Here is a 14,318-nt window from a genome sequence, read left to right as displayed (position 1 = left end):
CTCAAACCGAGCTTTTTCCCTCAAGCCCCAATGTCAGAAACGATACTTAGCCTTCTTAGGGACACTGACACCTTTATTTCCGGCCAGATGATCAGCAGCAGCCTTGGCATATCAAGAGCCGCGGTATGGAAAAAAATAATCATACTCAGAAATAAAGGATACGTGATCGAGGCCATGCCTTCAAAGGGTTACCGCCTCAAGAGTGCTCCGGACCTTGCGCAGGATTATCTGCTCATGCGGACAGGAGGAGATCTCTGGAAGGATATCATTGTCCATGATGCAGTTGAGTCCACCAATGATCTTGCCATGGCACTTGCAACAAAGGGGGGTGTTACTCCCGGAACCGTGCTTGTTGCGGACCAGCAGACGAAAGGCAAAGGCAGGCTCGGCAGAACCTGGGAGTCTCCTGCAGGCACAAACATCTATATGAGCCTGATAATCAGGCCAGAGCTTGAGCCGAGGGATACCACCATGCTTACTATCCTTGCTGCTGTTGCAGGAGCCCTGGCTCTGCGGAGATCATGTAATATTCCTGTATCGATCAAGTGGCCGAATGACCTTGTCGTATCCGGGAAAAAACTGGGGGGGATATTGACCGAGGTACGCGCTGATCCTGACAGGGTTGCGCTCGCGGTTATCGGCATTGGCATAAATGTAAACATGGACCTCTGTGATCTTCCCGGGGCAATCAGAGATATTGCAGCGTCCGTGCGCATGGAAACGGGAAAAAATCATTCAAGAAACGAGATAATCATTCAGCTTTTGAGGGAATTTGAATATTGGTACATTGTTCTGAAAAAAGAGGGGAAAAGACCATTGCTCGACGCATGGAGAAAAAACTCGTCCACCCTGGGTCGAAAGATCAATGTCGTTATGCACGATGTCACATGGTCAGGTATTGCTGAGGATATTGATAATAATGGCATGCTCATTCTGAAAATGAGGTCAGGTGAGCGGAAAACGGTAAGCTGTGGGGATATTTCATTTCTTTCTTGAATATCGTAAACATGCATATATATACAACGTTCAATATAAATAAACTATTAATATGCTTATAGCAGCAGATATCGGCAATTCATCAATAACTATAGGTTATTTCGTGGAGTCTGTCCTCCGCGTGCAGCGAATACCGACCCATCCTTTAAGGAAAGCAGATGAATACAGGCTGCAAATGCTTTCCTTTATGGAAGAAAAAAATATAGCAAAATCAGCATGTAACGGTATAATATCATCAGTGGTTCCGGGCCATACCGAAGTCTTTAGAGAAGTTCTGGAAGGGCTTTCTGGAGAAGGAAAAGCCAATATACTTATTGTTAACAATAGGATGTCGGGAATAGGATTCAGGATTCCTGCCCCTGAACAGCTCGGTACAGACAGGATCGCAAATGCAGCAGCAGGTTTTACTCTTTTCAAAAGGCCGGTCGCGGTGATTGATGTCGGCTCAGCCACCACGATCACGGTTGTCGACAGGCAGGGCTTTTATATCGGAGGCTCGATCATGCCTGGCATTGGCCTTATGAACGAGTCTCTCGGCATAAAGACGGCAAAACTTAAAAGTATTGAGCTCAAAGAGCCGGGAACAGCCCTGGGAACTGACACGACAGGTTGCATACTATCCGGCCTTTTGATCGGCACAGCCGGGGCTGTTGAGCGGATCATTGAAGAGATGGAAGCAGAAACAGGGCTGATATTCAGCACCGCACTGACAGGAGGGCACAGCAGTTTGATCGCAGGATTCATCAGAAGACCCTGTCTGCTCAGACCTGATTTGACATTAGAGGGACTAAAGATACTCTATGAAAAAACCCGACCTCAATGAACTGAGAAAAGATCCCCTTCTGGGGAGATGGATAGCTGTGCTCAGTGAGTCAGTCCCTCCCTCCGAATATTGTCAGGAACGTGCTTCCGAGTCTGTCCTCGAAAAAAGCTGCGTCCTTTGTGCAGGACGTGAGAGCGAGACAACCGGAGAGATCCTGCGCATACGGAACACCTCTTCGACAAGCTCTGCCCATGCCTGGTGGACCAGAGTCATCCCGAATTTCACGCCTGTTTTCAAGGTGGAGGGGGACCTCGGCAGAAGAGGCGAGGGCATGTATGACAAGATGAACAGCATAGGGGCAAATGAGGTTATCATTGAATCGCCTCACCATAATGTCCAGCCTGAGGACATGGGCCTTGAACAGATGTCCCGCGTGATCCAGACCTACAGAGACCGGATCTCGGATCTTGAAAAAGATTCCCGCCTGAGGTACACCCTTATCTATAAGAACCATGGGATATCATCCGGCAGTCATCTCGGACATCCTGTTTCTCACCTTGCCTCCACACCCGTGATCCCCAAGAGGGTCAAGGAAGAGCTCGACGGCGCCAAGCAGTATTACGCCTATAAGGAGCGGTGCATCTTCTGTGATGTCATACGCGAGGAGCTGAGGGTCGGCAGCAGGGTCATCCTCGAAACAAGACACTATGCAGCATTCTGCCCCTATGCGTCTAAATTCCCTTTTGAGACCTGGATACTGCCGAAGAGACATAATTGCGCGTTCCAGGAGATCCGGCAGGACGAGCTTGAGGATCTTGCGCTGATCCTCTCTTCTGTGCTGAAGAAACTGAGGGCGCTTTTCCCGGATCTTTCGTATAATTACTTTATACATTCTGCGCCAAACAGGGTGCCCCGAAAAGACCATTGGCATACCCTTGGGGAAGACTTTCACTGGCACATTGAGATCATGCCGCGGTTCCTGAGAACAAGCGGATTTGAGTGGGGATCAGGTTTTTACATACTGCCCACATCGCCTGAAAATGCAGCAAAATACCTTAGGGAGGTTTAATATGAAATTCAACACAATCCTTTTTGCAACTGACTTTTCAGAAGGTTCGAAGAACGCCCTGCCGTATGCCGTAGATCTGGCCAAACGTTACGATGCAAAGCTTTTTTTTATGCACGTCATTTATGACGTTGCCAGGACAACAGGATGGTATGTCCCTCACATCTCTGTTGAGGAAATGTACAAAGACCTTGAAAAAAGCGCCCGGACAGAGCTTGAAAAGACCTTTATCGAAGAGATGAGAGGGTTCAAGGCCATTGAGCATGTCGTCGTAAAAGGCATACCCTATGAGGAGATCACCAAGTTCGCTGAGACGAATAAGGTCGATCTTGTTGTCCTGGCTACACACGGCAGGACCGGCCTTGACCGGCTTCTTTTCGGCAGTACCGCAGAGCAGGTAGTGCGCTATGCGCCTTGTCCTGTTCTGTCGGTCCGTCTGCCGAAACATCAGGAATGAGAGTCTATTTATCAGAGAATGCGTTCATAGATCTGTTACTGAGTTCGGCAGAGGTTTACAAAAAAGAGTGCCTGGGTTTTCTGCTCGGCTACAAGCTGAAGGACCGTTTTGTCATAGAGCATGCGTATAGTCTGCAGACAGCCGACAGAAAACCGAAAGGCGTAGCATCCCTTGACCGGAGTCACAAACAGATCCTGCCTATTCTCGAAAAGCTGGAACGGCTTCAGATCGTCGGGGATTTCCATTCCCACACTGAGTTCGGTCCCCAGAAGGGACTGCCCCGTCCGAGCGAGGAAGATGTGAACGGCATGAGCTCTGACCATGTATATTTTATCATTGCCATCAATGACAACCGCAAGACCGTGGCATGGTCAGAAAACAGGGATGGAACAGTTTCCGGCACTGTAGGGAGCTTCTTCTTCAAGATCGCAGCCTACTACCTTGCCGAGCCCTCCCTGCTCAGAAAGGTGAGGATCCACTGTCCGTTCCCCCCCGGTTTCTGAGGAGTACTTTTATATCTTTTTTGTTCCTGTATTAAAGCCTCTTTGAAAATTGCCGTTTGAGGTTTATACTACAGATATCTTCATCAGGAAAGAGAACCATTGACCATAAAAAGGTTTCTGCTCATCTCCATCATTATCCATGTGATGGTGTTTGCCGGCGTATATTTATTACCAGAACCTCAGACAAAGAAAGCCCGGGAATTCTTCACGCAACTTGTCACGCCTGAGCAGGCAAGGATCCCTGAACGTATGTCTCCCCTGGTCAAGCCGATTCCGGTACCGCCCCATATCAGACCTGTTCCGACAGTTCCCCCTATGAGGCCGCTGCCTCCAGCTGCCAGGATGCCGCCTAAAACTGCACCCTCACCTGACAGGCCTGTTGTTCCCGGAGAAGGAAAGGACGATGGCAAACCACTCCCTGAAGGCGCATCACCAAAGCCGGGGAGGAGTGAAGCTCGTGGCGATGAGAGCCCGGAAGATATCTCTTCAAGACCTGGTTATCTGCGGAGCGGCAAGCAGCCCGGCAGCCGGGAGACAACCACAGGAGAAAAACTTTTTGACAGGGCTGTCATAGGAGATACCGCACTTAAGGGTGAAGGCGGAAAGAAGAAAAATGATACGCTCACGTTTAACTCGAAGGATTACCGTTACGCTGGGTATATGCGAAAGCTGAAGGAAAAGATCGAAAGCATCTGGGAGTATCCGCCGGAAGCAGGGAAAAAAGGACTCTATGGGGACCTCAAGATCAGCTTCACGATCAAGAAGGATGGGAAACTGGGGGCCGTTGAACTGGTAAGGACCTCAGGATATAAAGTGCTCGATGATGCTGCGCTCAAAGCGCTCAGAGACGGAGAACCTTACTGGCCCATCCCTGATGATTGGGATATGGACGCCTATACGATCAACGGTCACTTTTTTTATACAATGTATGGCTACGGCATCAGGTAGCTTTCATTACTTGGAAAGAGAACTATAATATCGGTAAAATAGAACCATGAAAAAGAAGATCGTTGCAGCTTTTGTTGTTAGCTTGGTGTTTGTTGCTTCGTCCTTTGCTCTGTCTGTCAATGAGTATATGCTCGACAACGGACTGAAGGTCCTGATCGTCGAAGATCACAAGGCGCCGACAGCCACGTTCCAGGTCTGGTACAGGGTGGGGTCTCGCAATGAGAAGACCGGCAAGACCGGCCTGAGCCATCTCCTTGAGCATATGATGTTCAAGGGAACAAAAAATCACGCTCCCAAGACCTTTGCACAGACCATTCAGCGGGCGGGCGGCACAGACAATGCGTTCACATCAAAGGACTATACGGGATATTTTGAACTGCTTGCCTCTGACCGAATCAGCCTGCCGATCGAACTTGAGGCAGACCGAATGCAGAACCTCATCCTGACAAAAGAGTCGGTTCTTTCAGAACGCGATGTAGTTATGGAAGAGCGCAGAATGCGCTATGAGGACGATCCCCAAAACTTTGTAATGGAAGAAGTATTTGCTGCAGCGTTCAAGAACCATTCGTATCGCTGGCCTGTTATCGGCTGGATGTCTGACCTGAAAAGACTTAATCCTGATGATCTGATCAGTCATTACAGGGCCTATTATGCACCGAATAATGCTGTGATTATAGTGGTAGGTGATGTGAATCAGCAGGAGATCCTGGACAGAATAAAGGCAGCCTTCGGCCATATCCCCGCAGGACCCTCCATACCGGAACTTGCCGTTGAAGAGGACGAACAGAAGGGGGAGCGCAGGATCTATGTAAAAAAGGAGGCTGAACTCCCATATGTCCTTTCGGTGTACAAGGTGCCGAACACTACCCATGAGGATGGATTTGCCCTCGATGTGCTCGGCAGCATTCTTTCGGACGGGAAAAGTTCCCGGCTTTACCGCTCGCTCGTTTACGAGAAACAGATAGCGATCTCTGCATGGGCCGGGTACGAAGGTCTTTACAAGGACCCCTTCCTCTTCTTCTCTGGAGCAACCGCTGGACAGGGGAAAAAGATAGAGGATGTTGAAAGGGCCCTGCTTGATGAGATCGAAAAGATCAAGAACGAGCCTCCCTCGGCCCAGGAAGTCCAGAGGGCCAAGAACCAGGTCGAAGCGACGTTTATTATGCAGCAGGATTCAATCTATATGCAGGCTCGAACCATCGGCTCATTTGAGATGACGGTTGGATGGAAATTTATTGACCAGTACCTTGCGGGTATCCGCAAGGTAACGCCCGATGACGTAAGCCGTGCTGCAAAGAAATATCTTATTGATGAAAGAAAGACGACAGGCATCCTGATCCCTCTGGCAAAGGGGGTACAAAGTGAAAAAGATCGTTAAACATTTCATGCTTACCCTGCTGACGCTGTTCCTTATATCTCAGGCATCTGCTGGGCCTTTGGCAGAAAGGGAAATACTGCCAAACAACATGGTAATTCTTCATGCTGAACGAAAGACACTGCCGATCGTCACAGTTGTCATGGCAGTAAAGGCCGGAAGCATTGCCGAGCCTTCAGACAAAGCAGGGCTTGCTTACCTGACCGCAGCGCTCCTGAATGAAGGAACAAAAAAGAGAACGTCCCGAGAGATCAGCGAGGCAATTGAATTTGTAGGCGGCTCGCTCAGCGCATCCGCAGGTCCGGACTATACCACGATCTCTCTTTCCGTATTGAAGAAGGACATTGACCTCGGATTTGATCTCCTCTCTGACATTCTGATGAACCCTGCCTTCAAGGAAGAGGAGATCCAGAGAAAGAAAAGGATCACCAGAAACTGGCTCATCCAGCAAAATGAAGAACCAGGCATTGTTGCCTCTATCGCTTTTTCAAAGGCAGTTTTCGGAGGACATCCCTATGCAAGACAGGTGCAGGGCACCATTGAATCCCTTGATCTGATCAGCCGGCAGGATATTATTGACTTCCACGACACCTTCTTTGCACCGAACAACACGATCATGTCCGTTGCAGGCGATATCAGCCGCGATGAACTGAAAGCGCTTCTGAACAGGCACCTGGGGAACTGGAAGCAGAAGACCATCCCTTCAGCGCCTCTACCCAACATCAGCGCAAGAAAAGGCTCGACGGTTATCAAGGCTAACAAAGATCTCACCCAGGCGAACATTATTCTTGGACATCTTGGCATCAGCCGCGATAATCCCGATTACTATGCAGTGTCTGTCATGAACTATATTTTGGGCGGAGGCGGATTTGCATCGCGCCTCATGGACAATATCCGGGACAACAAGGGGCTTGCATATGATGTGCACAGTTTCTTTTCTGCAAACAAGTTCAGCGGCAGTTTCCAGGCCGGCCTCCAGACAAAAAATGAGTCTGCAAATAGCGCTATCGACGAGGTCCTCAGGGAAATGGAGCGCATGAGATCTGAGCTGGTAAGCGACAGAGAGCTTCAGGACGCAAAATCTTATCTTACCGGAAGTTTTCCCCTGCGTATTGATTCAAACAGTAAAACAGCAGGCTTTGCTCTTGCTGTGGAGGTTAACAACCTGGGGCTGGACTATGTTGATAAATATCCTTCCATTATAAATGCTGTCACTAAAGAGGATATCCTGAGGGTGGCCAAAAAATATCTTGATACGAAAAATTATGTCCTTGTTGTTGTCGGTAACATGGAAAAGGCAAAGCTGAAATACTGAAGGAGACTATAGCATGAAGCGAACTGCAATTATTGACCTTTTGAACCAGGACTTGACCGGGGAGATCGAGGCGATCCTCATCTATATGAGGGACAGTTTTGTAACGCCCCAATGCAGGCCGAGCCGAGAAATGGAAGAGATAGCAAAGGATGAAATGCGGCATGCAGAAAAGCTTTCCGAGCTGATCGTTGACCTGGGCGGCGTGCCGTCTATGGAGCACCGCGAGTTAAACTTCGGAAAAGGCGGGCCAAAAGGATATCTCCGGCGTCTGATCGACCTGGAGAAAGGCGCCATCGCCATGTATAAGGAACATATTGCGATAATCCCTGATGAGAAGATTAAGCAGCTGCTGACCCATATCCTCCATGAAGAGGAAAGCCACCTCGAAGAGTTTATTGAGCAGTTGAATGAGTTCACTACATAGTTTTTAGCTTTTCGGCTGCATCATAATGGGCTCGTCTTTCTTCTGGCCGCACGTCTCTTTGCTTGAATAATTGCCGGTTACACGATAGAATTAAACACTATGAAAATAATAAGCAAGAGCAGCGACCTGTCGGCATTTCTCAAAAAACTGCAGTCACGCAATGTTTCAGTAAGCAGTTCTCTGCTCCGCACTGTGGAGACGATCCTCGCTGATGTGCAGAAGAACGGTGACAAGGCAGTCCTGAAATATACCCGCAAGTTTGATGACAAGAAGGCTTCCAGACTGCAGGTGAGCGCTGCAGAGATCAGGAGGGCGGCACAGAAAGCAGACCCGAAGATCATCAGGGCCTTTGAGGTCTCGGCAAAACGCATCAGGAGATTCCATGAGATGCAGAAGGAACATTCCTGGTCCTTCACTGAGGGTGATACGATCCTTGGCCAGGCCATCAGGCCCCTGAAAAGGATAGGCGCCTATATCCCGGGCGGCAAGGCCGCATACCCCTCAACTGTTCTTATGAACGTCATCCCTGCCCAGGTCGCCGGTGTTGCCGAGATAGCACTCTGCGTTCCTGCGCCTGACGGTCTGATGAACCCCTATGTCATGGCTGCTATTGAAATGTTGGGCGTTAAAGAGGTATACAGAATCGGCGGGGCACAGGCTGTGGCAGCCTTTGCATACGGCACTAAGAGCATCCGAAAAGTAGACAAGATCGTTGGCCCTGGGAATATTTTTGTTGCAACAGCAAAGAAGATAGTCTTCGGAATCGTTGACATCGATATGGTTGCAGGCCCAAGCGAGATACTGATAATAGCCGACAGTTCAACACAGCCTGCATTCGCTGCAGCAGACATGCTGAGCCAGGCAGAGCATGACGAACTCGCATCTGCTGTCCTGATCACAGACTCCCGCATGCTTGCTGAAGCTGCGGCAAAGGAGGTCGGGATTCAGCTTGCCGGGTTGAAGAGAAAAAAGATTGCAAAGACCTCTCTCGCGAACTATGGGGCCATTATAATCACAAAAAATATCAGAGATGCCGTGACACTCTCGAACACAATAGCGCCCGAGCACCTTGAGATCATGACAAAAAAACCGATCGATATTGTTCCCCTGATCGAAAATGCAGGGGCCATATTTCTCGGTCCCTGGAGTCCTGAGGCGCTGGGTGACTACTCGGCAGGACCTAATCATACCCTTCCCACAGGCGGAACAGCCCGCTTCTCGTCGCCGCTTGGTGTGTATGACTTCTATAAGCGGTCAAGCGTCCTCGGGTTCACCAAGGAGGGATTCCTTCGTCTTTCCGGGCTTGTCGAAGCTATAGCTGACAGTGAAGGACTTGAGGCTCACGGAAACACAATACGGGTGAGAAAAGAACAGCTCACAAAGAAAAATAGTTGTTAATATATTCAGAGAGGAACGAGGAATGAAACAGACAAAGAAGATTCTCCGCCTCGGGCTGCCTAAGGGAAGCCTGCAGGAGGCAACATTAAAGCTTTTCAGAAAGGCAGGATATCATGTGACCGTATCCGGCCGCTCTTACTATCCGATTTTTGATGATATGGAGATAGAGTCCATGCTGATCAGGGCTCAGGAGATGGCCCGGTATGTAGAAAACGGTATTATCGACTGCGGTCTCACGGGATATGACTGGATCATGGAACAGAACGCTGATATTAAAGAGGTCGCTGAACTGACCTATGCAAAGGAAGGGCTTAAACCAGTCCGCTGGGTCGTTGCTGTTCCCAATGATTCAAAGATCAAGACCATAAAGGACCTGAACGGCAAAAGAATAGCAACCGAACTTGTGGGATTCACCAAGCGATTCCTGAAAGCGAACAAGATCAAGGCAGAAGTAGACTTTTCCTGGGGAGCCACAGAAGTGAAGCCCCCTCATCTCGCTGATGCGATCGTCGAGCTGACAGAAACAGGTTCCTCACTCCGTGCAAACAACCTCAGGATTGTCGAAACCATCCTCCAGTCAAGCACGCGGTTCATCTCGAACAAAAAGGCATGGCAGAATCCCTGGAAACAGCAGAAGATGGAAAATCTTGTCCTGCTCCTTAGGGGTGCGCTCGCAGCAGAGGAAAAGGTCGGCATGAAGATGAATGTTAAACAGACAGACCTGAAGCGCGTGATGAGCCTTCTGCCGGCAATGCATTCGCCCACCATATCGTCCCTGTCTGACGAAGGGTGGTATGATCTTGATGTTGTTATTGATGAAAAGCAGGTGCGCGAACTGATACCAAAACTGAAAAAGGCTGGCGCATCAGGCATAGTAGAATATCAATTGAACAAGGTAATACCGTAGTTTCTGCTGTTAAGCATTCAATTACAGGTGCTTCATAACGCCCCCTTCCCCTGCTTAAGGCACCTACTGTTGGCTCTTACCTCTCCGCACTCAGGCGGATTCACCGAGGAGAAAAGAGGGGGTTTATTCCTCCCCTTAAGATAAGGGGAGGTGAGGAGGGGTTATGATTTTCTTTTAATCCTTTGCTGCTATTCCATTTTTCTGTCGGTAAGCGCCGCTATACCAGGAAGCTCCTTGCCCTCAAGAAGCTGCAGAGATGCACCGCCACCCGTTGAGATAAAAGAAAGCGCATTGGTCACACCTGCCCTGTGCACGGCAAGGTCAGTATCTCCGCCGCCCACAATCGTCAGGGCATAGGCATCGGCCACAGCATTCGCGATGGAATAGGTCCCGCGCGAAAAAGCATCCACTTCAAAGACGCCCATCGGACCGTTCCAGAGGATCGTCTTTGCGTTCTCCAGGGCCTCTGAGAAGAGCTTTACGGTAGCCGGCCCAATATCGAGCGCCCTCCATCCCTTCGGGATCTCGAGCGTAGGCACGATCTTTGTCTCTGCTCCCGGCTCAAGGCTCTGTGCAATAACACAGTCAACCGGCAGATAAAACTTGATGCCTGCTGACTTGAGCTGTTTCCTGATCCTCTGGGCTGTCTCGATCATCTCTGTCTCAACCAGCGAGTCGCCGACCTCATCGCCCATTGCCTTGATGAAGGTAAAGGCCATGCCTCCGCCCACGATGACCTTATCGACCTTGTTTTCGAGATGCTCAAGCACGCCTATCTTTCCCGAGACCTTTGCGCCTCCGAGTATCGCAACAAATGGCCTGATCGGATTGTCCACTACTCCCTTAAGGTACTCTATCTCCTTCTTCATCAGAAAACCGGCAGCTGAGGTAAGGAACTTCGTAATTCCTACCGTAGACGCATGGGCCCGATGAGCTGCGCCAAAGGCATCATTGATGAAAAAATCTGCGAGGCTTGCCAGCTTCTTCGAAAAATCCTCGTCGTTCTTCTCCTCTTCCGCATGATATCTCAGATTTTCGAGGAGGACAACATCACCGTCCTTCATCTTCGAAACGATATTGTCGACCTGGGAACCGATACAGTCGGAAGCAAATACCACGTCCTTGTCAAGCAGTCGCTGAAGCCTCTTAGCAACAGGGGCAAGGCTGTACCGGGGGTCCGGCTTTCCCTTGGGCCTTCCAAGATGAGACGCAAGGATGACCCTCGCCCCTTCGTCTATCGCATAGTTGATCGTGGCCAGGGTCGAACGAATCCTGCTGTCATCCGTTATCCTGAGGTTATCATCAAGAGGCACATTGAAATCTGCCCGGATAAAGACCCGTTTGCCTTTCAACCTCAGATCATCAATAGCGAGTTTCCCGAGAACATCCTTGATCGGCATCGGATTGCCATTCTTCGCGGCCATCGGCTACCCTCTTTTTTTGATGATGTATAGGATCAGGTCCCGAAGCCGCGTGCTGTAGCCCCATTCATTGTCATACCAGGATATGACCTTGACCATGCGGCCCTCCATGACCCGGGTGAGGGTCGCATCGAATATCGAGGAATGCGGGTTCCCGTTGAAATCGACCGAGACGAGCGGGATATCGACATACTGCAGGACACCCTTCATCGGCCCCTCTGCCCACTTCTTCATGGCAGCGTTTATCTCCTCGGCAGTAACATCCTTCTGCATCTCTGCCACGAGGTCAACTACCGAGACGTTCGGGGTCGTGACCCTCATCGAAAAACCGTCAAGCTTGCCCTTGAGCTCAGGCAGCACCAGACCGATTGCCTTGGCAGCGCCGGTTGTCGAGGGGATCATTGAGATCGCGGCTGCACGGGCCCTTCTCAGGTCCTTATGCGGCAGATCAAGGATCCGCTGGTCATTGGTATAGGAATGGATTGTCGTCATCAGGCCCCGGACAATCCCGAACTCCTTATGCAGGACCTTGGCGATCGGGGCAAGGCAGTTGGTGGTGCAGGAGGCGTTTGAGATGATCTTGTGCTTTGCCGGGTCCAGGTCCTCTTCGTTGATGCCCAGGCAGACCGTGATGTCAGGCTCCTTGGCAGGCGCAGAGATCAGAACATACTTCGCGCCCGCATCGATATGCTTTGCTGCCTTTTCCCTGTCGGTGAAGAGACCTGTGGACTCGATCACAATATCGATCCCGAGTTCCTTCCAGGGCAGGTTCTCGGGTGAGCGCTCTGCCGTTATTTTGATCTCCTTGCCGTCCACAACGAGACTGCTGTCCTTTGCCTTCACATCCGCATTGAATATGCCATGCACTGAGTCGTATTTGAGAAGATGTGCAAGGGTCGGGGCATCAGTAAGATCATTGATAGCGACGATCTCAAAGTCGGCAACTCCTTTGCTTGTCCTGAAAAAATTCCGTCCAATCCTGCCAAACCCGTTAATTGCTACGCGTAAAGCCATGAGAACCTCCGTTATAAAGAATTTTTAAAGATATTCAAAACCATACCGGTCATAAGCTTGGGATAAAAATAGGTTGACTTAGGCGGCATTCTGAGAGATGCAAGGGCAACCCTCTCCACGTCATAAACGCCCGTAGGATTCAGAAAAAAGGCGGCGCTGAAATCACCTGATTGAACGGCCTGAAGGCACTTCTGCAGATCCATTTCATAGGAAACATTTTCAATATCCAGGAGCTGCTTGAAGATCAGATCATGGAGGATCGTCACATCAAGGTCCTTGAGCGCCGGCGGCACCCCATGAATGCCCTCGCCCTTATAGCTCAGTCTGTACCAGGTATCTCCTCCGGTATAAAATCCATAAACATCCCGCTTGCCGGCAATTGCAGCCAGGATATCATCACTGATCTTCATCTCCTGTATATCGAAGTCATTTGAGAGCTGTTCAAGCGCATCAGCAGGAAGGTCTTTCACCAGCCTGTGCGTCGGCAGGATCGTGAGACCCTCGTCGGCCATGTTCGCAAGGAACATAAGCACATAGTCATAAGGTCTCGGCGAGTCAGAAGGTCCTTCTTTTTTCTGCATCTCCTTCTGGTATTCGAGGGCTGTTTCGTACCGGTGGTGGCCGTCAGCGATAAAGACCGCCTTGTCAGCCAATTCAGCAGTGATTGCAGCAGCAGCCTTAACGTCATCGATCTGCCAGAGGCGATGAATAGAGCCGCTGGCATCCGTTGCCTCTATATAGGGCTTCTCTCTGCCCTTCTCCTGAAGTATTCCGGATGCTATTTTTTCGGGGCTGTTATATATTGAAAAGATGGGGCTGATGTTCGCCTCGCAATACCGCATAAGGTCCAGGCGGTCTTTTTTGGGCTTTGAATGCGTATATTCATGGGGATGGATATTGCCCTTCCCCAGGGCCTCAAGCTTTACAAGCCCAAGAAATCCCCTCAAGGTCAGTTTTTCCCCCTGAATGGTATAGGCCACCTCATAAGAGTAGAACCCGGGCCTGCTGCTCGAAACAAGCGTTTCATCCTTCAGCCAGCTTTCAAGATATGCCTTTGCCCTTGAGTACCTGTTCTCCTGCTCGTTGTCTTCCGGATTCTTGATGCCAAAGTCTATTCTGACAATGTTATAAGGGCTCTTGTCGTATAAGGCCTGCCTGTCTTCAGGAGTAATGATATCATAGGGCGGCGCAAGAAGCTCTTCACCTGAGCTTTTTGACACCTTGGGAACATTGAACAAAACCCCCTTGAAAGGGACCACTTCAGCCATTAATTCTCTCCGTGGGAATAAGGTGCGCTATTTTAGCATGCAGATTGCGGTTTATTCCAGCATTGAAAAGCAATCAGGCATGATCATGCTCACCCACATCAAAGTCAAACGTAAGTCCCTATTTTCATAGCCTGAGGGGACACATCCCATTTTATTTCGAAGTCTTTCCGAATTGCCCATAGGTAGACCAAATAAGGAACTCTGAAGGTTAAGAAAATGGGATGTGTCCTATATTTCCATAAAAGATGTATAACAGAAGGGGAAAACGGTGGCTTGGCATGACAGTTATGATTATTATAAATATACAGGATTAAAACACAGATGAGGTCTTGTCAATAGGTGTGTAAAAAGCCATCAGGCGGCCATCCTTTCAAGCACCTTCGATTCGCATTTCATAATCCCGTCGACAAACTGTTTTTCTTCGTAAACATTCTGCAATAACCCATAACCCTTCAATGCTCGG

Annotated in this window: 14 protein-coding genes; 11 read left to right on the top strand and 3 right to left on the bottom strand. The window is 49.7% G+C overall.

All coding sequences use genetic code 11. The features are described 5' to 3' along the window. Positions 1–30: 30 nt before the first annotated feature. The 11 genes from HZB62_15840 to HZB62_15790 all read left to right on the top strand — a co-directional run bounded on the left by HZB62_15840 (position 31) and on the right by HZB62_15790 (position 10,152). Positions 31–996, top strand: a complete 966-nt coding sequence (locus tag HZB62_15840) for a biotin--[acetyl-CoA-carboxylase] ligase (GenBank protein ID MBI5076623.1) — start codon at positions 31–33, stop codon at positions 994–996. 52 nt (positions 997–1,048) lie between these two features. Continuing rightward, positions 1,049–1,819, top strand: coding sequence for a type III pantothenate kinase (locus HZB62_15835; protein ID MBI5076622.1), 771 nt, complete (start codon positions 1,049–1,051; stop codon positions 1,817–1,819). After that, positions 1,797–2,828 (top strand): galactose-1-phosphate uridylyltransferase, encoded by a 1,032-nt coding sequence (gene galT, locus HZB62_15830; protein ID MBI5076621.1) that lies wholly within the window; start codon positions 1,797–1,799, stop codon positions 2,826–2,828. The genes HZB62_15835 and galT overlap by 23 nt, the downstream gene beginning before the upstream one ends. 1 nt (position 2,829) lies before the next feature. After that, entirely contained in the window at positions 2,830–3,282 is a 453-nt protein-coding gene (locus HZB62_15825; protein ID MBI5076620.1) for a universal stress protein, read from the top strand. Further along, a complete protein-coding gene (locus HZB62_15820) occupies positions 3,279–3,785 on the top strand; it encodes a Mov34/MPN/PAD-1 family protein (protein MBI5076619.1) in 507 nt (168 codons plus the stop codon). The genes HZB62_15825 and HZB62_15820 overlap by 4 nt, the downstream gene beginning before the upstream one ends. A gap of 99 nt (positions 3,786–3,884) precedes the next feature. Next, positions 3,885–4,733, top strand: coding sequence for an energy transducer TonB (locus tag HZB62_15815; GenBank protein MBI5076618.1), 849 nt, complete (start codon positions 3,885–3,887; stop codon positions 4,731–4,733). Positions 4,734–4,779: 46 nt separating this feature from the next. Next, positions 4,780–6,111 (top strand): insulinase family protein, encoded by a 1,332-nt coding sequence (locus tag HZB62_15810; GenBank protein MBI5076617.1) that lies wholly within the window; start codon positions 4,780–4,782, stop codon positions 6,109–6,111. Beyond that, complete coding sequence (locus tag HZB62_15805) at positions 6,095–7,423, top strand: insulinase family protein (GenBank protein MBI5076616.1); 1,329 nt, start codon at positions 6,095–6,097, stop codon at positions 7,421–7,423. Before HZB62_15810 ends, HZB62_15805 begins: the two co-directional genes overlap by 17 nt. A 13-nt stretch (positions 7,424–7,436) precedes the next feature. Further along, a complete protein-coding gene (locus tag HZB62_15800) occupies positions 7,437–7,847 on the top strand; it encodes a ferritin-like domain-containing protein (protein MBI5076615.1) in 411 nt (136 codons plus the stop codon). 99 nt (positions 7,848–7,946) lie between these two features. Next, on the top strand, positions 7,947–9,245 hold the full coding sequence (gene hisD, locus HZB62_15795) for a histidinol dehydrogenase (GenBank protein MBI5076614.1): 1,299 nt from the start codon (positions 7,947–7,949) through the stop codon (positions 9,243–9,245). Between the two features lie 22 nt (positions 9,246–9,267). After that, entirely contained in the window at positions 9,268–10,152 is an 885-nt protein-coding gene (locus HZB62_15790) for an ATP phosphoribosyltransferase (GenBank protein ID MBI5076613.1), read from the top strand. A gap of 188 nt (positions 10,153–10,340) precedes the next feature. On the opposite strand, the gene HZB62_15785 is transcribed toward HZB62_15790, so the two are convergent. The 3 genes from HZB62_15785 to HZB62_15775 are packed head-to-tail and all read right to left on the bottom strand — an operon-like array spanning position 10,341 to position 13,855. Beyond that, entirely contained in the window at positions 10,341–11,552 is a 1,212-nt protein-coding gene (locus HZB62_15785; GenBank protein ID MBI5076612.1) for a phosphoglycerate kinase, read from the bottom strand. 27 nt (positions 11,553–11,579) lie between these two features. Beyond that, positions 11,580–12,587, bottom strand: a complete 1,008-nt coding sequence (gene gap / locus HZB62_15780) for a type I glyceraldehyde-3-phosphate dehydrogenase (protein ID MBI5076611.1) — start codon at positions 12,585–12,587, stop codon at positions 11,580–11,582. Between the two features lie 11 nt (positions 12,588–12,598). After that, the gene (locus HZB62_15775; protein MBI5076610.1) at positions 12,599–13,855 is read right to left on the bottom strand and encodes a DUF1015 domain-containing protein; all 1,257 of its coding nucleotides are present in this window, start codon (positions 13,853–13,855) and stop codon (positions 12,599–12,601) included. Between the last annotated feature and the right edge of the window lie 463 nt (positions 13,856–14,318).

Source organism: Nitrospirota bacterium (assembly GCA_016214855.1).
GTDB lineage: Bacteria > Nitrospirota > Thermodesulfovibrionia > Thermodesulfovibrionales > UBA6898 > UBA6898.
The sequence above is the reverse complement of the archived record's forward strand: the minus strand, read 5'-3'. Positions and strand labels throughout refer to the sequence as shown.